A 20,649-nucleotide genomic window follows, 5' to 3' on the forward strand; every position below is an offset into this window, starting at 1 on the left:
GCAGGGCGACCGCGGCGGCGGGCCGCGCGCCGCGCCGCCACCACAGCGTCGAGTAGCCCGCCTGCATGACCGCGAACGACGACGCGCCCGCGATGAGCCGGCGGTCATTGTCGGGTTCGATGAGCAGGATGTCGCCGACGGTCGCGGCACCGAGCGAGCCGAGCAGGATGGTGCGCTCGGTGGGCTCGATGTCGACGCCGCTGGTCGCCACGTCGGCGGCGAGCAGCGGCATCATCAGCGGTTTGGCGACCCACTGGAGCCGGTCGCGGCCGGTGACCGCGCCGAGCACGGTCACGGCCGCGGCGGCGAGGAATCCGGCGCGAAAGGGACGCCCCGAGCCGGGGAACGAGGTGGTCCGCGCCGGGGCTGCGGTGGAACTCATGTCAGAAGCTCGCCTCGGTCGGCGCGGGCGGCAGTGTCACGACCTGACCCGCGTAGCTGAGGCCCGCGCCGAAGCCGAGCAGCAGCGCCAGCTGGCCGCCCTTGGCCTTCCCCGTGACCAGCATTTCCTCCATGGCCAGCGGAATCGAGGCGGCGGAGGTGTTGCCGGTGTTCTCGATGTCGTTGGCCATCGGGATCTCGTCGGCGAGGCCGAGGTTCTTCTTCATCAGGTCGTTGATGCGGGCGTTGGCCTGGTGTGGGATGAAGACCTCGATGTCCTCCTTGGCCACCCCGGAGGCCTCGAGCGCGTCGGCCAGCGCGCGCGGCAGCGTGACGGCCGCCCAGCGGAACACGCGCGGGCCTTCCATGCGCAGCGACATCCGGCCGACCGGCTCGACCTCGGGGTCGGTGCCCTGCAGGGCCTGGGCCTTGTTCATGAACTCCAGGAAGTCGACGTCCTGGGCGATCGCTTCGGCGTTCTCGCCGTCGCTGCCCCACACCGTCGGGGAGATGCCGTTCTCCTCGCTCGGGCCGACGACGACCGCGCCGGCGCCGTCGCCGAAGATCATGGCGGTGCCGCGGTCGGTCGGGTCGAGTCCGACGGTCATCGTCTCGGCGCCGATCACCAGCACGTAGTCGGCCGAGCCCGCCCGGATCAGGTCGGCGGCGACGCCGAGGCCGTAGCCGAAGCCGCCGCAGCCGGACGTTAGGTCGAAGGCCGGGATCCCGTTGATGCCTAGATCGGAGGCGACGGTGGGGGCGCCGTGCGGGGTTAGCTTCAACCAGCTGGAGGTACACAGGATGAGCGCGCCGATCTTGGACCGGTCGATGCCGGTGTTCACCAGCGCGCGTTCACCCGCGGCCGCGGCGATCGACCGCAGCGTCTCGTCACCGCTGATCCAGCGCCGGTTACGGATGCCCGTGCGCTCGTAGATCCACTGGTCCGTCGAATCGAGAACCTCGCACACCTCGTCATTGCTGACGATGCGCTGCGGCCGGTAAGCACCGATTCCGAGCATCGCAACATTTTCGCGACTCTTGTTTACTGCAATGCCCACCACGGTGACTCACACGTCCTTCAACTTTCGGACAACTCGAACTGTCGTCCAGGCTAACCCAGCGCAAGATCCTTGAGACCGAGGATCGAGCGATACTCCAACCCCTCGGCGGCGATCACCTGGTCGGCGCCTGTCTCCCGATCCACGACGGTGGCGACACCGACCACGGTCGCACCCGCCTCGCGCAGTGCGCGCACCGCCGTGAGCGGGGAATTTCCGGTGGTGGTCGTGTCCTCGACGACGAGCACCCGCTTGCCGACGATGTCGGGCCCCTCGATCTGACGCTGCATGCCGTGGCTCTTGGCGACCTTGCGCACCACGAACGCGTCGATGGGGCGGCCCGGCGCGTGCAGCACCGCGAGCGCGACCGGGTCTGCGCCCATGGTGAGCCCGCCGACGGAGTCGAAATCCCAGTCCGCGACCAGCTCGCGGAGCAATTTGCCGATCAGTGGCCCCGCGCTGTGGTGCAGGGTCGCCCGGCGCAGGTCGACGTAGTAATCGGCCTCCTTGCCGGAGGACAGCGTCACCTTGCCGTGCACGACGGCGAGCTCGCGCACCAGCGCGGCCAATTTCTCACGGTCGGTGCCGAGCACGGAATCGCTGGTTGTCGCCTCGTCGATCATGTCTAAGTCCTTCCGCGTGAATTGAACAGGCCCCGATTCATTCGGACCTGCAGGGTTCGCGGGATGAGTCCGGCCATCGCCGTGATCGCTTTGTACTGCGCACCGGGCACGCTGATCACCCGGTCCTTGTCCAGATCACTCAGCGAACCGGCGACGACCTGCTCGACGGAAAGCCACAACGGTTTCGGCAGCGAGGACATCTCGATACCGGCTCGCTCATGGAATTCGGTGTGGACGAATCCGGGGCACAACGCCTGGATCCGGACCCCGGTTCCAGCGAGTCCGCCCGCCAACCCTTCCGTGAAGGATACGACGTACGACTTGGAGGCCGAGTAGGTCGATCCCCGACCCGGCACCAGGCCTGCGACGCTGGCCACATTGACGATCGACCCCTTGGCCGCGGCGATCATCGACGGCAGCGCCGCGTGAGTGAGCTGGAGCACGGAAGTGACGTTGACGTCCAGCTGCGCCTGCAACTTCTCGTAGGGCAGCGTCCAGAACTCCCCGGAGTGCGCGAATCCCGCGTTGTTGACCAGGAATTCGATGCCGTCGGCGGCGCGGGCGGCGACCCGCTCCCGGTCCGCGGCCTGCGCGAGATCGGCGGCGAGCACCTCGGAGCGGGTGGCGTATTTCCGTTCGACCTCGTCGGCCAGCGCCTCCAGCCGCTCGGCGTCCCTGGCGACGAGCACCAGGTCGTAGCCCAGCGACGCCAGCCGCAGCGCGAACCCGTGACCGATGCCGGAGGTCGGTCCGGTGATCAGCGCGACGGGTCGGGTGGCGCCGGGCAGGCGCGCGGGAACGGAGCTGTCGGTCATCGCGGCACAAATCCAATCGAGCGTGTCACTGCGGCACGGGGCCCTGGTACGGACGGAATCCGGGGTGGAAGGGGCCGCCGGGCCGGTCCGGCTCGTCGGCCGCGGGGCGCGGCTCCTCGTCCCAGTCGGCCTCGGGCTCGTCGCCGGCGGACCAGCGGTCCTCGCGCACCCTGGAATCAGGGACGACGGCCAGCGAGGGTCGGCGCGACTGCTCGCCCGCGGGCTCGGCGCGCAGTGACGCGCGCTCGTCCGGTTCCTCGAGGAAGTCCTCGTCGGCGAAGTCGCTGTCGGAGAAATCCCGATCGTCGCGGTCGTCGTAGCCGCGGTCCCGGTCGTCGCCGTCCGCACCGGGCGGAAGCACACGGGAGGAGCCGCGGGCTTGCCCGCGTGACTCCTCGGCGCGGCCGCGGGTCTTGGGGTGCGGACGGCCAGGGTCGTGATCGGCGTTGTCCCCCCCGCGCGGGTCGCTGACCGGTGGCAGCACGTGCAGCAGACCGGACAGCCGCAGCACCGAGTCGATCGCGGACTCCCAATCCTTCGCCGCCGTGCCGACATTCAGCATGCCGAGGGTCCAGTTGCCTTCGCTCCATAGCATCTGCACGGTGTCGGGCAGCGTCTCGATGAACGCGACCATCCGCTGATCGACCGCGTGCCTGGCGATCTCCGGGTTCGTCGCGAAGACGACCCGGTCGCCGATGGCACCGAGCAACTCCAGATCCGCGTCCTTCGGCGGGGACGCGGTCTTGAGCCGCATGTCGACATCGATGTCCGAACCGATCTGGCGGCGCACCGCGACCAGCGTCGCGGCGTCCTCCAGATCGAACAGAACGAACTTCTCGCCCTTGCGAATACCGGAGACCACGTCGACCGCCGACAGGTAGCCGAGTTTGGCCAGCGCGCCGCGCCGCCACGTCGACGGGAGTGCCGGTTCCACCGACACGTAGGTGTACCCCTGGGCCTTCGCCCAGACCTGGCGCGCGTGACCGGTCCGCTGTCGCTGGACCCGATCGAAATACAGCAGAACGATCGCGCCAACAAGCGCGATCGCCGCCAACCCGAACCACATAGCCGTCATCGCGGTCTACCCTAATAGGCCCGGCCGGTGGAACGCCTTCTTTGGTGCCGCGCCGGGCCGCGCATCTTGTGCCGCCGCACGATGGCCTGCCTCGATCCTCCGCCCGGACCGGGCGGAGGCGAGGGCGCCGCTCATCTTGTGCCGCCGGGCAGCGCGGTGCTGATGATGATCTTGGCGCGGATCGATCCGTCCTGGCCCTTGTCGCCCTGCACCATGACCATGTCGCCCACGGGCAGATCGGCGGGCTTGGCTCCGGACAGCGAGATCACCTGGGTGAGCTCGTCGGTCAGCACGTTCATCGTGTTGCCGGAGAGGGTGTCGATGATGAGCTGGCCTGCCTCGTTGGCGCTGATGGTGCCCATGGTCGCGCCGATGCCGTCGATTCCGGGCAGACCGGGCATCTCAGGCAGCTTGCTCGGGCCGGGCTGTCCGGGCGGGTGATGGGTCGTCGTGTGCGTGGCGGTCGCGGCTGCCGTCGTGGACGACGAGTCCCGCTCGCCGAGCACCAGCCCGGCGACCACTCCGGCCACCGCGACGAGCGCCACGACGCCCAGGGTGAGCGCGACCCACAGTCCTGTATTGCGTTTGGGCGGTTGCTGATCCATCGGTGGGCCGCCCGGCGGCACGGCGCCCGGCGGAACGCCCCCGGGCTGATTCATTCCCTGCGCACCGGGGAACTGGGGTCCTCCTGGATATTGATTGCCGTAGCCGCCTTCGTAGCCGCCCCACTGGCTCTCCATCGGCGGGAGCTGTTTGGTGGCGTTCTCGGGCGGCGGGCCCCACTCGAATTGTTCGGGCGTGGGGTACCGGGTGGTGTCTCCGGACGGGTCGTAGCCGGACGCACCCGGCGGACCGAGGTGTTCGGTCGGCGTATCCCCCGGCCGCTGCCCCCAGGGATCCTTAGGGTTCGTCATGCTTCCAGAGTAGGCGCACCCAGACCTCTGCTCCGGCCGTCCGCGAGCATTCGACGGACTCGATCCGACAAGCGCCCGCTGGGCCGCCGATCCCCCACGTCGAAGTAAGCCACCTGCCGAATACGCGAACGCCCCCGCCCACCTCGGGCGAGGGCGTCCTGCGCATTCAGCGGCCGACGATCAGGCCGTCGCCGTCCTTGCTCACGCCGACCTTGACGGTGTCGCCGTCGGCGACCTCGCCCGCGAGCAGTTCCTTGGCGAGGGTGTCGCCGATGGACTGCTGGATCAGCCTGCGCAGCGGGCGGGCGCCGTAGACCGGGTCGTAGCCGCGCACGGCGAGCCAGAACCTGGCCGAATCGCTGACGTCCAGCTTCAGCCTGCGCTGCGCCAGGCGCTTTTGCAGCTGGTCGAGCTGGATGTCGACGATCTGTTCCAGCTGCTCCTCGTCGAGCGCGTGGAACATGACCACGTCGTCGAGGCGGTTGAGGAACTCGGGCTTGAACGCCGAGCGCACCGCGTTCATGACGAAGTCCTTGTCACCGCCCGCACCCAGGTTCGAGGTGAGGATGAGGATGGTGTTGCGGAAGTCCACCGTGCGGCCCTGGCCGTCGGTGAGCCGTCCCTCGTCGAGCACGGCGAGCAGGATGTCGAACACATCCGGGTGCGCCTTCTCGATCTCGTCGAACAGCACCACGGTGTAGGGCCTGCGCCGCACCGCCTCGGTGAGCTGGCCGCCCTGGTCGTAGCCGATGTAGCCGGGAGGCGCGCCGACCAGGCGGGCCACCGAATGCTTCTCGCTGTACTCGCTCATGTCGATCCGAACCATGGCGCGTTCGTCGTCGAACAGGAAGTCCGCCAACGCCTTTGCCAGTTCGGTCTTGCCGACGCCGGTGGGGCCGACGAACATGAACGAGCCGGTCGGCCGGTTCGGATCGGCGACGCCCGCGCGCGCCCTGCGCACCGCGTCGGAGACGGCCTGCACGGCCTCCTTCTGGCCGACGACGCGACGCCCGAGCTCCTCCTCCATGCGGAGCAGCTTCTGGGTCTCGCCCTCCATCAGCCTGCCCACCGGGATTCCGGTCCACGCGGACACCACCTCGGCGATGTCATCGGGGCCGACCTCCTCCTTGAGCATCACCTCGCCGTCGGGCGCGGCGCCGTTGACCTTCTCGGCCTTGGCAAGCTCCTTCTCCAGCGTCGGGATCCGGCCGTACCGCAGTTCGGCCGCTTTACCGAGATCGCCGTCGCGCTCGGCGCGCTCGGACTCGCCGCGCAGGCTCTCCAGCTGCTCCTTGAGGGTGCGGACCTGGTCGATGGCGTTCTTCTCGTTCTGCCACCGGGTCATCAGCTGGTTGAGCTTCTCGCGGTCGTCGGCCAGTTCCTGGCGCAGCTTCTCCAGGCGCTGCTTGGAGGCCTCGTCGGTCTCCTTGCTCAGCGCCACCTCTTCGATCTCGAGTCGGCGCACCGCGCGCTCGACTTCATCGATCTCCACCGGGCGCGAGTCGATCTCCATGCGCAGCCGCGAGGCCGACTCGTCGACCAGGTCGATCGCCTTGTCCGGCAGGAACCGCGAGGTGATGTAGCGATCCGAGAGGGCGGCCGCGGCCACCAGCGCGGAGTCGGTGATGCGCACGCCGTGGTGCACCTCGTAGCGCTCCTTGATGCCGCGCAGGATGCCGACGGTGTCCTCCACCGAGGGCTCGCCGACCAGCACCTGCTGGAAGCGGCGCTCCAGGGCGGCGTCCTTCTCGACGTGCTTGCGGTACTCCTCCAGCGTGGTCGCGCCTACCAGGCGCAACTCGCCGCGGGCCAGCATCGGCTTGATCATGTTGCCCGCGTCCATCGCCGATTCGCCGGTCGCGCCCGCGCCGACGATGGTGTGCAGCTCATCGATGAAGGTGATGATCTGTCCCGCGCTGTTCTTGATGTCCTCGAGCACGGCCTTGAGCCGCTCCTCGAATTCACCGCGATACTTCGCGCCCGCCACCATCGCGCCGAGATCCAGTGACACGACGGACTTTCCGCGCAACGACTCCGGGACGTCGCCCGCGACGATGCGCTGGGCGAGCCCCTCGACGATCGCGGTCTTGCCGACGCCGGGCTCGCCGATCAGCACCGGGTTGTTCTTGGTGCGGCGGCTCAGCACCTGGACGACGCGCCGGATCTCGGTGTCGCGCCCGATGACCGGGTCGAGCTTGCCGGAGCGCGCGGCCTCGGTGAGGTTGGTGGAGTACTTCTCCAGCGCCTGGTAGGTGCCCTCCGGGTCGGGGCTGGTCACCCTGGCGCTGCCGCGCACGGTGGTGAACGCCTCGCGCAGCGCGTCGGCGGTCGCGCCGTACTTGGTGAGCAGCATGGTGACGTCCGTGTCGCCCTGGGCGAGGCCGACCACGACGTGCTCGGTGGAGACGTACTCGTCGCCGAGTTCGGTGGCCAGCCGCTGGGCCGCGGTGATGGCGGCCAGCGCCTCGCGCCCGAGTTGCGGCGTGGTGGTCGCGCCGGTCGCCCTGGGCAGCCGGTCGACGATGTCCTGTGCCTCGCGCCGAATCGTCGCGGGGTCGACGCCGACGGCCTTCAGCAGTGGGGCGGCGATGCCGTCGGTCTGATCCAGCAACGCCACCAGCAAGTGCGCCGGACGAATCTCCGGGTTGCCCGCGGCCGACGCCGCTTGGAGGGCTGCGGTCAGCGCCGCCTGGGTCTTGGTGGTGGGATTGAACGAGTCCACGAGTCACCTTCCTCTAGTCGATTCCACAGCATCGAGTGCCCTTCCCGCGCGAGATGACGCGCGGGCTCGTGCTGTTCCTATCGGTCCAACGTGGGAAAGGTTGAGTCTGTTCCGCTCAAGTTTAAAAACTTTCCGGCGGCCCGCCACCCGGCCGTTCCAGCGGCTCAACGCTACGCCGCGCCATCGTCGAATGCGATGAATCGCAGCGCCGGTGGTGTAGGGATGCATACAAGCACCATGACCGGTTAGTTGATGCATCACCCTTCAGCCGAACCGAGGAGCGAACCGATGCGCGCGATCGTGATACGGAAGTTCGGAGATCCCGTCGAGATGGCCGAGATGCCGGTGCCCGAGCCCGGCACGCAAGCGGTCAAGGTGCAACTCGACGCAGCGGGCGTCAACCCCTTCGACCTCAAGATGGCCAAGGGCATCCTGGAAGGCAAGCTGCCGCACGACTTTCCGGCGATCCTCGGCGTAGACGGCGCGGGCAGCATCGCCTCGGTCGGCCCTGGCGTCACGAAGTTCACGGTCGGCGACCGCGTCGTCGGCAAGTTCCTCGTCCCGCCCGTCGGCCACGGCAGCTTCGCCGAGTATTCGGTCCTACCCGAGGACGCGACGCTGGTGCCTATCCCGGAATCGGTCACCACGCTGGCCGCCGCTGCCCTGCCGACCGCGGGCGTCACCGCGCAGGACCTGGTCGACGCGGCCGAGATCCGGCCCGGCCAGAAGGTGCTCATCGTCGGCGCGACTGGCGGCGTCGGCTCGTTTCTTGTACAGCTGGCCAATATCGCGGGCGCGCACGTCATCGCGACCGCGCGCGGCGACACCGCCGATCGGATGGCCAGGCTCGGCGCGGCCGAGACGGTGGACTACAGCCAGGCGCCCGTCGCCGATTCGGTGCGCTTCACCAACCCCGACGGCGTCGACGTGCTCTTCGACCTGGTCAGCCCGCCCGAGGCGCTCGCGTCGCTGACCGAACTGGTGCGTGCGGGCGGCGCGGTGTACTCCATCGTCTTCTCGGCCGACGAGGCCGCGCTGCGCGACCGCGGCCTGCGCGGCGGCAACTTCGAATCCAAGGGCCGCGCACCGGAACTGACCAGGCTGCTGGCGCGCGTCGCGGCGGGCGACGTGGTGGTGCCGATCGACGCGACCGTTCCGCTGGAGCAGGCGCCCACCGTCCTCGGCACCGCGGGCGCGCGCGGCAAGACCGTGCTGGCCATCTGAGCGAGCGAGAGCGCGAAATGAGCACCCGCCCCGTCGAATTCGGCCTGTTCCTGATCCCCGACGCCGACGACTACGGTCAGCTCACCGAGGTGGCTGCCTACGCCGAATCCGCCGAACTCGACCTGATCGGCATCCAGGATCACCCCTATCAGCGCCGCTTCCTCGACACCTGGACGCTGATCACCGCGCTCGCCGTGCGGACCGAACGGATCACCTTCTTCCCCGACGTCGCGAACCTGCCGCTGCGCAATCCCGCGGTGCTCGCCAAATCCGTTGCCTCACTGGACATCATGACCGGCGGACGGATCCAGCTCGGGCTCGGCGCAGGCGCGTTCTGGGACGCCATCGCGGCCATGGGCGGCGAACGGCTGAGCAAGGGCGAGGCGGTGCAGGCGCTGGCCGAGGCGATCCACGTCATCCGCGCGATGTGGAGCGACGAGCGCGCGGTCCGGGTACCGGGCGCCTTCCACCGCCTCGCGGGCGCGCACCCGGGCCCTCCACCGCAGCACGCCCCGGGCATCTGGCTCGGCGCGATGGGACCGCGCATGCAGACGCTGACCGGCACGCTGGCCGACGGCTGGCTGCCCTCGGCGGCCTGGGCGCCGCCGGAGTTCCTCACCGAAGCGGGCAAGCGGATCGACGAGGCCGCGGCGAGCGCGGGCCGGGACCCGCTCGCGATCCGCCGGGTCTACAACGTCTCGGGCACCATCACCGACAACAGCGTGGACCGCGGCTTCCTGGAGGGGCCGGTGAGCCGCTGGGTGGACGATCTGACCGCGCTGCACGCCGCCCAGCGCATCGATGCCTTCGTCTTCTGGCCCACCGAGGGCGATCCGAGGCAGCAGATCCGCCGGTACGCCGAGCAGGTCGCGCCCGCCGTTCGCGCCGCCGTTGCCGGGGCATCCTGACATCGGGTCGCCGGTGATGCGGTCAACTTGTGCGTAGATGGCGCACGAGCGGCCCCTGTCCTCCCGTTGCGGGTACCCATTCAGAGAACCACACCGTGCGCAGGTTCACCTGCCCCCGCTATTCTGGTCGGAGGCCCAACCATGGGGCCGAGCGCAGCGAGGCAGCAGCGGGCGCGTGAGCGCCGTGAGCCAGCCGGGCGGACATCCCGAGCTGCCGACTTAGCCGAGGGATAACCCGGAGCGGTCGAGAGCATGCTGCGCATACCCACACGACCACGGACTTTTCGGGGATACTTGTCTCCGGAGGACCGCCGGTTACGGGCAAGTCCCTGCGCAGCAGTCGATAGCGGATGCGCAGCTATAAGCGGGAAGGAAGGACATCTCGTCGTGGATGCGCGTTCGGCAGCGCTGGTCCGCGCCAACTTCCGTTGGGTGAGCGAATCACCAGGCGGACCCGAGCGGTTGATCAGTGCGTTCTATGGTCATCTGTTCGCCGAGAACCCGCGCCTGCGCGAGCTGTTCCCGCCCGCGATGGACATGCAACCGAAGCGGCTGGCCACGGCCATCCAATTCGTGCTCGACCACTTGGAACATTGGGATCGCGCGCAGAGGTTTCTCGAGCAGCTGGCGCGCGACCATCGCAAATACGGTGTAGAGGCCGCCCATTATGACCAGGCGGGCCGTGCGCTGCTCGCCGCGTTCCGCGTGTACAACGGCGCGGCATGGACCCGTCAGCTCGAGGAGGGCTGGCGCGACATCACGATCTTGATCTCGGCCTCGATGGCCATCGGCGCCAACTCCGACAAGTCCCAGCCGTACTGGGAGGCGACGGTGGTCGGCCACCGCAGGGTGCTCGAAGACCTGGCCATCGTGCGCTTGCAGTCCGATAGCCCCGTGCCCTACCTAGCCGGGCAGTACGTCCCGGTCGCGGTGCCTCAGCGGCCCAAGATGTGGCGCTACTTCTCGCCGGCGATTCCGTCGAATCCCTACGGCGAGATCGAATTCCACGTGCGCAAGATCCGCGGCGGGTGGGTGAGCCCGGCCATCGTCAACGAGACGCAGGTGGGCGACCGCTGGCTGATCGGCGGCCCGCTCGGCGGGCTGCACGTGGAGCGCGACACCGGGCGCGACGTGCTGCTCATCGGCGCGGGCACCGGCATCGCTCCGCTGCGTGCCCAGCTCATCGAGATGAGCCAGCGCGGTATCAACCCGCGCGTGCACTTCTTCATCGGCGGCCGCTACCCCTGCGACCTCTACGACGTGGAGAACATGTGGCAGCTCTCGCAGAGCAATCCGTGGCTCACGGTGGTCCCGGTCTGCGAGCAGAAGACCAATCCGTGGTGGTACCCGCACCCGGCCACCGACGCGCCCTACGGCATGCACCGCACACTGGTCGGCAATCTGGGCGCGGTGGTGGCCAGCTTCGGCGCGTGGGCCGACCGCCAGATCCAGATCGCGGGCTCGGCGCGGATGATCGCCGACACCCGCAGGGCGCTCATCGCGGTCGGCACCCCGGAACACGTCATCAGCTGCGATCCCGTCTGATCCACCGCGGCCCCCGCCGCGATGCCCCACAACACCAGAGGAGTTCCCATGACGGAGCCGGGCGCGCTCGGCAACGGAGTCGCGCAATCGGAGTGGACCTCGACCGTCGTCGGTCACCACCGTTTGCGCCACGACCTGGCGGTGATCCGCCTGATCGGTGAGTTCGTTCCGTTCATCGCAGGCCAGTCCGTCGAGGTCCGGGTGCCGCAGCAACCCGGCGTGCACCGCAGGCTCTCCCCCGCGCTACCGCCCTCGCTGGACGGCAAGCTGGAATTCCACGTGCGCACCGTGCCGGGCGGCTGGCTCAGCGGCTCGTTGGTCGCCGACACCCAGCAGGGCGACGAGTGGCGCATCGCCGCGCCGCAGGGCGCGTTCACCGTCGATCCCGAGGGCGACGAGGTAGTGATGATCGCGGGCGGCACCGGCCTCGCGCCGATGCGCGCGCAGATCCTGGAACTGGCCAGGCAGCCCGAACCGCCGAACACCTACCTGTTCGTCGGCGGCAGCTCCCCGCGCGATCTGTACGCCTCCGACATGCTGTACCTGCTCGCCGAGGAGCTGGACTGGCTCACCGTCGTCCCGGTGGTGGAGAGCCTGGACGACCCGGGCTGGGAAGACGAGTGGTACGAGCAGACGCGCGTCGACATCGGATTCCCCGCCGACGAACTGCTGCAGGGCACCCTGGCCGATGTGGTCGGCTCGCACGGCGCGTTCGATCGTCATCAGGTGCTCGTGTGTGGTTCACCCGCGATGACGCGGGCCACGCTGGATCGGCTCGTCGAGACCGGCACGCCCGCCGAACGCATTCAGTACGAAGGGCTTTGACCGCCATCGTTCCGGCGAAGGCCGGGATCCAGTCGCAGACCCGCGGATAGTCGTCACCCGCTTGGATCCCGGCCTTCGCCGGAACGACGAGCGCCCGCCTAGAACAGCGGGTCGTGGCGGATGCTCTTGGTCTGGGTGCCCGCCGCCATCAGGCGGAACTTGGTGGTCTGCACCATCGAGGGCGAGCCGACGATCTGCACGTCACGATCGGCCCAGGGGCCGTAGCTGGCGACCACCTTGCCGATCTGGCCGGTCATGCGCGGCTCCAGCCCCGGCCATATTCGCTCGACTTCCCCGGATTCGTAATGCCACCACGGGTTTTCGTCGCTCTCGCTGACCGGCGTCACGGTCAGCCAGCGGTTGGCCATGGCCAGATTGCTCAGCGTCTCCAGATCGTAGAGATCGCACGGGTGGTGGCCGCCGATGAACAGGTGCACCTTCGGATTGGTTCGCCGCAACGCCATCTGCATGAGCTGCGCCCGCAGCGGTGCGATACCGGTACCGCAGCCCACCATGAGCATCTTGCGTTTGGTGTTGCGCGGCACGCCGAGCCCGCCGAGCGGCGAGCCGATCAACCACTGGTCTCCCACCTGCGTCTGGCCGACGATGGCCGGGCTGACCCAACCGCCGAGCACACCACGCACGTGGAATTCGATCTCGCCATTGGCATTCGCGGGCACGGCGGGCGAGAGATAGCGCCACATCCGCGGCCGCGACGGGATCTGCACGCTCATGTACTGACCGGCGGCGTACTGCATCGGCTGGTCCAGCTGTAATCGCACGATCGCCAGATTGCGCAGCACGAGCCGGTTCTCGAGCACACGGCCGGACCAGACGGCGGGCGTGGCCTCCTTCTCGGCGGCGCCCATCATCGTGTCGCTGATGACGGTCAACCCTTCGTCCCATGCCTTCTCGACCTCGTCGGTCCACATCTCGGTCCCGGCGAAGCGGCGCATCGCGGCCTTCAGCGAGGTGGCCACCGCGACATAGTGTTCGGCCTGCACACCGTACTTGCGGTGATCGCGGCCCAGCTGAGCGAGGAACGGCAACAACTTGTTCGGCTCCTCGAGCCGATCCAAGGCATAACCAATGGCTTTGACGAGACGGTCGCGCTGAGAATCCATTGCGGCGGGGAAGAAATCGCGGACCTGCGGATAGTCCGTGAACAGGATCGCGTAGAACGTCCTGGCTAGTCTTTCGGGCCCGCCCTCTTCCGCAGCAACCGCCTTGAACGTCGTTCTGATCAAAGCGACAGTCCGCGAATCCATTTGTCTCACAACCCCATTTCGCACGAGAACGCAACGCGCGCCGGCGAGTGAAGTGCTGCGGGACACTCGACAGCAGCCGATGCCAAGGAGTGTAGGCGAGGTTAGCCAGCAACGGAATGCAACGATTAAACATCACGCATGGAATTCCATGGAAACAAGAATCGGAAGCGAAAAAAGCCCAAATAACAGACCGAAAGACCGTACTAGAGTGGCTAATTCGGTCGCGCACTCACCGAATTCGCGTGCCCCGCTTTGCAAGACTCGTCCAGTTGACTTGGGCTGAGCGATCCTGTGGCAACACACCGGTCGGTACCGATTGCCGCGGTGGAGCAATCTTCGCGCATCCCACAGAGGGCAACAAAGCAGACTGGTCGGTTCTACGGAAGGTGACGCGCAGTCCGCGGAATGGACTGCGTCCCAGCAAACTCGGGTACTCGCGTAGCAAATAGTAAAGGGCCTCGCCGCCGACTCGAAATCGAGTCGGTGGCGAGGCCCGAATACCTTCTCGCTAGCGCTGGTTGCGCGGTTTCCACACCACCAACGCCGTACTGCGTTGCGGCGGAGTGAGATCCGGACGATAACCCGCCCGTAGTCGCTCCAACTCGACACGCATCTCGGCGAGCTGCTCCCGCAGTTCCTCGACCTGGTTGGTGAGTTCGATGATGCGTTTGATGCCCGCCAGGTTGACGCCCTCGTCCTGGGACAGCCGCTGCACCTCGCGCAGCAGCTCGACGTCCCGCGCCGAATAGCGTCGACCACCGCCCGAAGTGCGTTGCGGCGTCACCAGTCCCAGGCGGTCATAGGTGCGCAGCGTCTGCGCGTGCATGCCCGCCAGTTGAGCCGCCACCGAGATCATGAAGAACTCGGTTCGCGACCCACCGGACGCCTTCTTCGGATCAGCGGACATCACGCACCTGCCCATCCCGCACGAGGATCGAATCCGCTGGACCGCTCCGCCTCCTGGTAGCGCTTGAGCGCGTCGGTGGCATCGCTGTCCAATTTCTGTGGCACCGCGACCTTGACGGTGACCAGCAGGTCACCGGCGCCGCCGCCGCGCTTGGGGACGCCGCGGCCGCGCACCCGCAGGATCCGGCCATCGGCGGTGCCCGGCGGCACCTTGACGCCGACGCGCCCTTCCAACGTTGGCACGGAGACCGTTGTGCCGAGCACCAACTCAGCGTAACTGACCGGAAGCACCAGGGTCAGGTCGTCGCCGTTGCGGCCGAAGACCTTGTCCTGGCTGACGTGCACGCTGACAAACAGGTCGCCCGAAGGCGCACCGCGCAGTCCCGCCTCGCCCTGTCCGGCCAACCGGATCCGCTGGCCGTCACTGACGCCCGGCGGAATTCGCACCGTGATGGTGCGGGTGCGGTTCTGGATGCCGTTGCCGTGGCAATCGACGCACGGGTCGTCGATGATCGAGCCGGAACCCCGGCACTCGTCGCACGGTTCGCTGAACCCGAACGCACCCTGGTTGCGGCTGACCACCCCGGTTCCGTTGCAGCTGGCGCAGACTCGGGGACTGGTCCCCGGCTTGGCGCCGCTGCCGTGACACGTGGTGCACGGCGACGGACTCGTCATCCGCAGCGGAACGGTGACGCCCTGCGCGGCCTCGCGGAAGCCGAGCGTCGTCTCGGTCTCCACGTCGGCCCCGCGCCGCGGACGGCTGGAGGTGCGGGCGCCGCCCCGGTTGAACAAGCCACCGAGCAGGTCGCCGAGCCCGCCGTCGCCCGCGGATGCGCCGCCGAAGATGTCGCCGATGTTGAAGTCCTGCGAGAAGCCGCCCGCACCGCCGGGGGTGAACCCGCCGCGCGGATAACCGCCGCCCGCGAAGAGCTTTCGCGTGTCGTCGTACTCCTTGCGCTTGGCCGGATCCGACAGCACGGCATGCGCCTCGCTGACGGCCTTGAAGCGCTCCTCGGCTTTGGTGTCACCCGGATTGGCGTCCGGATGCAGATCGCGGGCGAGCTTGCGGTAGGCCTTCTTGATCTCGTCCTGCGAAGCGCCGGAGGAGATACCCAGCTCCTTGTAGAAGTCCTTTTCGATCCACTCCCGTTGGCTCACCGAGTATCTCCTCCTTCCGCTGTGTTGGATTTGCTGCGCTCCCGGGCCCCTACGTGGCCACGCTTCGCTACCGCCTCCGGGTCCGTCGCTCGCGCAGCGGCACTATTGATCTTCAGCATTGGCATCTGCATCCGATGCCTCGTTGTCGGCCAGATCGGCCACGCCATCGGTGACCCCGACAAGCGCGTGCCGAAGCACCCGATCGCCGAACCGATAGCCCTTGCGCATCACGACACCGAGCACAGGATCGGCGCCGGAACCCTCGTGCTGCACGGCCTCGTGCAGAGTCGGGTCGAAGGGCTCACCCTCCGTGCCGAACTCCTCGAGGCCTTGCTTGCGCAGCGCTTCGACCAGCTTGTCCGCCACCGACTTCAGCGGTCCGGACTCGAGGTCGCCGTGGGCCCTCGCGCGATCCAGATCGTCGAGAACGCCGAGCAGCTCGCTGACCACCGCCGCCTTGGCGCCGTCGATGGCAGTCTTGCGATCGCGCTCGACGCGGCGCCGGTAGTTGGCGTACTCGGCGGTCAGCCGCTGTAGGTCGGCGGTGCGCTCGGCGAGCTCGACACCGATCGTGTCGGCCAGCGCTTCGGCTCCCTCGGGAGTCACCACGCCATTGCCTTCCGCACCGTTCCCGCCCTCGGGGCCGGGCCCGGCCGCGGTGTCCGCGACCGGTTCCCGAACCTCACCGGTGGCCGGGTCGACCTTGCGCTTGTCGACGAAGGTGATCGGCTCCTGTGCCGATTCGCCCTGGTTGCCCTCTGTCACTTCTTCTCCGTGTCGACCGGCTCGTCAACGACCTCGGCATCGACGACCTGGTCGTCGTTCGCGGAGCTGGACGCGCCGTTGGGGGACGCGGCCTGCTCGGCGGCGGAGGCCTCGTAGATGGCCTGGCCGAGCGCCTGCGACTCGGTGGCGAGCTTCTCCACCGCGGACTTCACGGCCGCGATGTCGGTGCCCTTCAGCGCCTCGTTGGCCTCGGCGATGGCCGCCTCGACCTTGGACTTCACGTCCGCGGGCACCTTGTCCTCGTTCTCCTTGATGAACTTCTCGGTCTGGTGCACCAGCGACTCGGCCTGGTTGCGGGTCTCCGCCTCCTCGCGACGCGCCTTGTCCTCGGCCGCGTGCGCCTCGGCGTCCTTCACCATCCGGTCGATCTCCTCCTTGGACAGGCCGGAGCCGTCCTGGATCTTGATCGTGTTCTCCTTGCCGGTGCCCTTGTCCTTGGCGGTGACGTGGACGATGCCGTTGGCGTCGATGTCGAAGGTGACCTCGATCTGCGGCACGCCGCGCGGGGCCGGCGGGATGCCGGTCAGCTCGAAGGAGCCGAGCAGCTTGTTGTGCGAGGCGATCTCGCGCTCACCCTGGAACACCTGGATCTGCACCGACGGCTGGTTGTCGTCGGCCGTGGTGAAGGTCTCCGAGCGCTTGGTCGGGATGGTGGTGTTGCGCTCGATGAGCTTGGTCATCACGCCACCCTTGGTCTCGATGCCCAGCGACAGCGGGGTCACATCGAGCAGCAGGACGTCCTTGACCTCACCCTTGAGCACACCGGCCTGCAGGGCGGCGCCGACGGCGACGACCTCGTCCGGGTTCACGCCCTTGTTGGGCTCCTTGCCACCGGTCAGCTCGCGGACCAGGTCCGAGACGGCGGGCATACGGGTCGAGCCACCGACGAGGACCACGTGGTCGATGTCGGCGACGTTGATGCCCGCGTCCTTGATCACGGACTGGAACGGCGCGCGGGTGCGGTCCAGCAGGTCCGAGGTGATCTTCTGGAACTCGGCGCGGGTCAGCTGCTCGTCGAGGAACAGCGGATTCTTGTCCGCGTCGACGGTGATGTAGGGCAGGTTGATCGAGGTCGACTGCGACGAGGAGAGCTCGATCTTGGCCTTCTCGGAGGCCTCGCGCAGACGCTGCATGGCCATCTTGTCCTTGGTCAGGTCGATGCCCGAGGTGCCCTTGAACTTGTCGACCAGCCAGCCGACGACCCGCTCGTCCCAGTCGTCGCCACCGAGGTGGTTGTCACCGGAGGTCGCGCGGACCTCGACGACGCCCTCGCCGATTTCCAGCAGCGAGACGTCGAAGGTGCCGCCACCGAGGTCGAAGACCAGGATGGTCTGTTCCTTGTCGCCCTTGTCCAGGCCGTACGCGAGCGCGGCCGCGGTGGGCTCGTTGACGATGCGCAGCACGTTCAGGCCGGCGATCTGACCGGCTTCCTTGGTGGCCTGGCGCTGCGAGTCCTCGAAGTACGCGGGCACGGTGATGACCGCGTCGGTGATCTCCTCACCGAGGTAGGCCTCCGCGTCGCGCTTGAGCTTCATCAGCACGCGCGCGCTGATCTCCTGCGCGGTGTACTTCTTGTCGTCGATGCCGACGGACCAGTCCGTGCCGATGTGGCGCTTGACCGAGCGGATGGTGCGGTCGACGTTGGTGACGGCCTGGTTCTTCGCAGGCTGACCGACCAGCACCTCGCCGTTCTTCGCGAAAGCGACGATCGACGGGGTGGTGCGCGATCCTTCCGAGTTGGCGACGACCACCGGCTCGCCGCCTTCGAGAACGGCGACGACCGAGTTCGTGGTCCCGAGGTCGATTCCGACCGCACGAGCCATGTTGATTCCTCCTAGTTGACTTACTTATCTGTGTCGGTGCCGGGCGAGAAGCCCGCTCTGCGGGGTGTTCTGCACCGCCGCGAGACCTCGCCCCTAGCACCTCACGGAGCACGGTCCCAGCAACGCTGAGCGTGGTCGGCTCAATCCTGCACCCAATCCACACCGGGCGTCAACTGAAACTTGAGTCCGACACGCTCAATGTCGTCCGAAAAGCTCAACCTGCGACCCGCGTGCGGTATTCCCGGGGCCAAGAAATTGACCCGTGGGTACAAAACGGTGTTAGGCTCGGATCCGTGGGCAGGCCGAAACAGTTCGATCCGGACGCCGCCGTGGCGCGGGCGACCGAGGTGTTCTGGCGCAAGGGCTATGCCGATACCACTCCGCAAGACCTCGTGGACGCGCTCGGCATCGGAAAAGGCAGCCTGTACAACACCTTCGGCAGCAAGCGGGCGCTGTTCGAGCGGGCGCTCGAGCACTACCGGGACAATCAGTCCACGACCGTCACGGAGCTACTGGAGCAGCCGGGGCCGGTGAAAGAGCGGCTGCGCGCCGCACTGCTACTGGTCGCCGAGACCAATCTCGCCGATCCCGATCGGCGCGGCTGCTTCGCGGTGAACACCGCCGCGGCGCTCGGCGGGGCGGATGCGGAGGCCACCGAGCAGGTCCGGCGGATGTTCGACCGCACCGAGTCGGCATTCCAGTCCGCCATCGAGGAGGGGCAGCGTGCGGGCGAGATCGCCCGCGGACGCGATTCGCGAGCGACGGCGAGCATGCTGCTCAGCACATTGATCGGGATGCAGGTGCTGTCCAAGACCGCCGAAGGTCCCGAGCGTTCGATGCGCACGATCGATGCGGTGATCGACGCCCTCTGAGGCTTCCCTTTTCCGACCCACACCTTCGCTCACCCATATTTTGTACCTCTAGTTAAAGAATGGAAGGCACATGGATCTCCAGCTCAACGGCAAGACCGCGGTCGTCACCGGAGCCAGTCGCGGCATCGGGCTCGCGACGGTGCGCCGCTTGACCGCCGAGGGCGTGCGCGTCGTCGGCGCGGCGCGCAAACCCACCGCCGAACTCGAGGCGACGGGTGCGGCGGCGGTGGCGGTGGACCTCGCCGCGCCCGGAGGTGCGACCGAACTGGTCGAGCGCGCGGCGGCCGAACTCGGCGGCATCGATCTGCTGGTGAACAACGTCGGCGGCGGCGACGCGGTCGACGTCGGCGACTTCGCGACCATCGACGACGCGCGCTGGCGAGAGGTGTTCGACCTCAACTTCTTCGCGGCGGTGCGCGTCACCCGGGCGGCGCTGCCGTTCCTGACGTCGGGCGGCGGCGCGATCGTCAACGTGTCCTCGATCGGCGCACGGCGTCCGGCCGGACCGCCGCTGGCCTACCACGTCGCCAAGGCCGCGCTCACCGCGTTCGGCAAGGGGCTCGCCGAGGAACTCGGACCGCAGGGGGTCCGCGTCGCGACCGTCTCGCCCGGACCGGTGCGCACCGACATCTGGGAAGCGCCGGACGGTTTCGGCGGGAAGCTGGCCCAGGCCGTCGCCCTCGATCAGTCCGAATTTCTCACCCACGTCCCGGCGCGGATGGGCATGGTCACCGGCAGGTTCACCGAACCCGACGAGGTCGCGGCGCTGATCACCTTCCTGCTCTCGGATGTGGCAGGCAGCATCACGGGCTCCGATCACCTGATCGACGGTGGGATCATCAAGTCGATCTGAAATGCTGTAGAGCCCACGGCATTTCGTGCGGCGGGAAGCGAAAATTCCGACGCCACTCGGCGGTACATCTCATCGATTCCGCTGTGTAACAACCTTTTCCGCGTTGCCGATGCAGGGCAGGTCAGCGTCATGCTCGGGGAAGAGGACGAATGCAGATCGCAATCGGGATAGTGATGATGGCCGTGGTCGGCACGCTCGCCTACAAGAAGGGACTGCAGCCGTTGACCTGGCTGCTCGCGGCCGGTCCGCTCGGCTTCATCGTGTTGTTCTTCCTGCCTTCGGCCAAGGAGGAAGGGCTGGACAAAGCTACCCGCGCGTCCCGGATCAAACTGGGAAATACGACCGGACTTGCGCTCTCGGTTCTCGCCGTCCTCGCGACGTTGGTCGTCTTCGCCGTCAGCTAGCGCCGTCGGTTGGGCGAATTCATCTGCCACGGATGTGGATTCGGCATCGCGTCGGCCGAATTCGCCTCCACAGCAGCGTGATCGGACGAGCGGCGGCGTGATCCACTCACGCCGCCGCGGTCCGCTCCCCGCAAACGGGTCGCAATGTGTCCAAAGTCCAGGCGCCACGGTTCGCAGACCGGAGTGCCGACCCTGCCCGCGCCTGAGTAGACCTGAAGTAGGTCGACTAACCGTTGCACCATCCCGGAAGACGGGTGGTCATTCGGCTCACCTGACGGCACACCTCCCATGGAGGCGGGACGCTCCCATAGTAATCGAACATACGATCGAATCAAGTGCCTTCTAGCGCCATGCGCTCGCAGATTCGACGTTATCCACCTTCACCGTGGACGATCGCTCCGAGTTCGTTGTGCTGCAACGATGCTGCCGGTGTCACGAACCAGGCACAGGGGGGATGTCGCTGGAATCGCGAAGCGCGGACTGGCTCGG

The 20,649-nt window shown here is 67.9% G+C and carries 19 protein-coding genes; 7 read left to right on the top strand and 12 right to left on the bottom strand.

From position 1 onward, the window contains the following. From NL1_RS28400 to clpB, 7 genes are all read right to left on the bottom strand, one after another. Positions 1 to 382 (bottom strand): lysoplasmalogenase family protein (locus NL1_RS28400; RefSeq protein WP_245673603.1); only part of this gene is annotated, 382 nt, incomplete at its 3' end. A 1-nt stretch (position 383) separates the two neighbouring features. After that, positions 384 to 1,442 (bottom strand): beta-ketoacyl-ACP synthase 3, encoded by a 1,059-nt coding sequence (locus NL1_RS28405; RefSeq protein WP_067845525.1) that lies wholly within the window; start codon positions 1,440 to 1,442, stop codon positions 384 to 386. 50 nt (positions 1,443 to 1,492) lie between these two features. After that, positions 1,493 to 2,062, bottom strand: a complete 570-nt coding sequence (gene pyrE / locus NL1_RS28410; protein WP_067845528.1) for an orotate phosphoribosyltransferase — start codon at positions 2,060 to 2,062, stop codon at positions 1,493 to 1,495. 2 nt (positions 2,063 to 2,064) lie between these two features. Beyond that, the gene (locus tag NL1_RS28415) at positions 2,065 to 2,877 is read right to left on the bottom strand and encodes an SDR family NAD(P)-dependent oxidoreductase (RefSeq protein ID WP_067845531.1); all 813 of its coding nucleotides are present in this window, start codon (positions 2,875 to 2,877) and stop codon (positions 2,065 to 2,067) included. Between the two features lie 25 nt (positions 2,878 to 2,902). Next, complete coding sequence (locus NL1_RS28420; protein WP_245673604.1) at positions 2,903 to 3,952, bottom strand: TtfA family protein; 1,050 nt, start codon at positions 3,950 to 3,952, stop codon at positions 2,903 to 2,905. A gap of 131 nt (positions 3,953 to 4,083) precedes the next feature. Further along, the gene (locus NL1_RS28425; protein ID WP_067845536.1) at positions 4,084 to 4,866 is read right to left on the bottom strand and encodes a DUF5666 domain-containing protein; all 783 of its coding nucleotides are present in this window, start codon (positions 4,864 to 4,866) and stop codon (positions 4,084 to 4,086) included. Between the two features lie 166 nt (positions 4,867 to 5,032). Beyond that, the gene (gene clpB, locus NL1_RS28430) at positions 5,033 to 7,588 is read right to left on the bottom strand and encodes an ATP-dependent chaperone ClpB (RefSeq protein ID WP_067845537.1); all 2,556 of its coding nucleotides are present in this window, start codon (positions 7,586 to 7,588) and stop codon (positions 5,033 to 5,035) included. Between the two features lie 288 nt (positions 7,589 to 7,876). Between clpB and NL1_RS28435 the strand changes: the two genes are divergently transcribed. The 4 genes from NL1_RS28435 to NL1_RS28450 all read left to right on the top strand — a co-directional run bounded on the left by NL1_RS28435 (position 7,877) and on the right by NL1_RS28450 (position 12,090). Beyond that, on the top strand, positions 7,877 to 8,812 hold the full coding sequence (locus NL1_RS28435) for an NADP-dependent oxidoreductase (RefSeq protein ID WP_067845538.1): 936 nt from the start codon (positions 7,877 to 7,879) through the stop codon (positions 8,810 to 8,812). A gap of 17 nt (positions 8,813 to 8,829) precedes the next feature. Further along, complete coding sequence (locus NL1_RS28440; protein ID WP_067845540.1) at positions 8,830 to 9,720, top strand: LLM class flavin-dependent oxidoreductase; 891 nt, start codon at positions 8,830 to 8,832, stop codon at positions 9,718 to 9,720. 387 nt (positions 9,721 to 10,107) lie between these two features. Further along, the gene (locus NL1_RS28445; protein ID WP_067845543.1) at positions 10,108 to 11,265 is read left to right on the top strand and encodes an FAD-binding oxidoreductase; all 1,158 of its coding nucleotides are present in this window, start codon (positions 10,108 to 10,110) and stop codon (positions 11,263 to 11,265) included. A 48-nt stretch (positions 11,266 to 11,313) separates the two neighbouring features. Continuing rightward, positions 11,314 to 12,090, top strand: a complete 777-nt coding sequence (locus tag NL1_RS28450) for an FAD-binding oxidoreductase (protein ID WP_067845544.1) — start codon at positions 11,314 to 11,316, stop codon at positions 12,088 to 12,090. A 98-nt stretch (positions 12,091 to 12,188) separates the two neighbouring features. On the opposite strand, the gene NL1_RS28455 is transcribed toward NL1_RS28450, so the two are convergent. From NL1_RS28455 to dnaK, 5 genes are all read right to left on the bottom strand, one after another. Continuing rightward, entirely contained in the window at positions 12,189 to 13,358 is a 1,170-nt protein-coding gene (locus NL1_RS28455) for a globin domain-containing protein (protein ID WP_067845546.1), read from the bottom strand. Between the two features lie 508 nt (positions 13,359 to 13,866). Further along, on the bottom strand, positions 13,867 to 14,298 hold the full coding sequence (locus NL1_RS28460; RefSeq protein WP_444980023.1) for a heat shock protein transcriptional repressor HspR: 432 nt from the start codon (positions 14,296 to 14,298) through the stop codon (positions 13,867 to 13,869). After that, on the bottom strand, positions 14,265 to 15,422 hold the full coding sequence (dnaJ, locus tag NL1_RS28465; RefSeq protein WP_067845550.1) for a molecular chaperone DnaJ: 1,158 nt from the start codon (positions 15,420 to 15,422) through the stop codon (positions 14,265 to 14,267). The genes NL1_RS28460 and dnaJ overlap by 34 nt, the downstream gene beginning before the upstream one ends. 102 nt (positions 15,423 to 15,524) lie before the next feature. Beyond that, entirely contained in the window at positions 15,525 to 16,187 is a 663-nt protein-coding gene (grpE, locus tag NL1_RS28470) for a nucleotide exchange factor GrpE (protein WP_067845552.1), read from the bottom strand. Next, the gene (dnaK, locus tag NL1_RS28475; protein ID WP_067845554.1) at positions 16,184 to 18,031 is read right to left on the bottom strand and encodes a molecular chaperone DnaK; all 1,848 of its coding nucleotides are present in this window, start codon (positions 18,029 to 18,031) and stop codon (positions 16,184 to 16,186) included. Before dnaK ends, grpE begins: the two co-directional genes overlap by 4 nt. 293 nt (positions 18,032 to 18,324) lie before the next feature. On the opposite strand from dnaK, the gene NL1_RS28480 reads away from it, so the two are divergent. From NL1_RS28480 to NL1_RS28490, 3 genes are all read left to right on the top strand, one after another. After that, complete coding sequence (locus NL1_RS28480; RefSeq protein WP_067845555.1) at positions 18,325 to 18,903, top strand: TetR/AcrR family transcriptional regulator; 579 nt, start codon at positions 18,325 to 18,327, stop codon at positions 18,901 to 18,903. 70 nt (positions 18,904 to 18,973) lie between these two features. Further along, positions 18,974 to 19,756, top strand: coding sequence for an SDR family oxidoreductase (locus tag NL1_RS28485; RefSeq protein ID WP_067845557.1), 783 nt, complete (start codon positions 18,974 to 18,976; stop codon positions 19,754 to 19,756). A gap of 149 nt (positions 19,757 to 19,905) precedes the next feature. Further along, positions 19,906 to 20,160 (top strand): hypothetical protein, encoded by a 255-nt coding sequence (locus NL1_RS28490; RefSeq protein ID WP_156095097.1) that lies wholly within the window; start codon positions 19,906 to 19,908, stop codon positions 20,158 to 20,160. The last annotated feature ends 489 nt before the right edge of the window (positions 20,161 to 20,649 follow it).

It is taken from the genome of Nocardia lijiangensis NBRC 108240 (genome assembly GCF_001613045.1).
Lineage (GTDB): Bacteria > Actinomycetota > Actinomycetes > Mycobacteriales > Mycobacteriaceae > Nocardia > Nocardia lijiangensis.

Excerpts from the sequence above, each read along its gene's own strand:
- pyrE (WP_067845528.1), bottom strand. The coding sequence starts at position 2,062 with ATGATCGACGAGGCGACAACCAGCGATTCCGTGCTCGGCACCGACCGT.
- NL1_RS28415 (WP_067845531.1), bottom strand. The coding sequence starts at position 2,877 with ATGACCGACAGCTCCGTTCCCGCGCGCCTGCCCGGCGCCACCCGACCC.
- NL1_RS28420 (WP_245673604.1), bottom strand. The coding sequence starts at position 3,952 with ATGACGGCTATGTGGTTCGGGTTGGCGGCGATCGCGCTTGTTGGCGCG.
- NL1_RS28425 (WP_067845536.1), bottom strand. The coding sequence starts at position 4,866 with ATGACGAACCCTAAGGATCCCTGGGGGCAGCGGCCGGGGGATACGCCG.
- NL1_RS28435 (WP_067845538.1), top strand. The coding sequence starts at position 7,877 with ATGCGCGCGATCGTGATACGGAAGTTCGGAGATCCCGTCGAGATGGCC.
- NL1_RS28440 (WP_067845540.1), top strand. The coding sequence starts at position 8,830 with ATGAGCACCCGCCCCGTCGAATTCGGCCTGTTCCTGATCCCCGACGCC.
- NL1_RS28450 (WP_067845544.1), top strand. The coding sequence starts at position 11,314 with ATGACGGAGCCGGGCGCGCTCGGCAACGGAGTCGCGCAATCGGAGTGG.
- NL1_RS28455 (WP_067845546.1), bottom strand. The coding sequence starts at position 13,358 with ATGGATTCGCGGACTGTCGCTTTGATCAGAACGACGTTCAAGGCGGTT.
- dnaK (WP_067845554.1), bottom strand. The coding sequence starts at position 18,031 with ATGGCTCGTGCGGTCGGAATCGACCTCGGGACCACGAACTCGGTCGTC.
- NL1_RS28485 (WP_067845557.1), top strand. The coding sequence starts at position 18,974 with ATGGATCTCCAGCTCAACGGCAAGACCGCGGTCGTCACCGGAGCCAGT.
- NL1_RS28490 (WP_156095097.1), top strand. The coding sequence starts at position 19,906 with ATGCAGATCGCAATCGGGATAGTGATGATGGCCGTGGTCGGCACGCTC.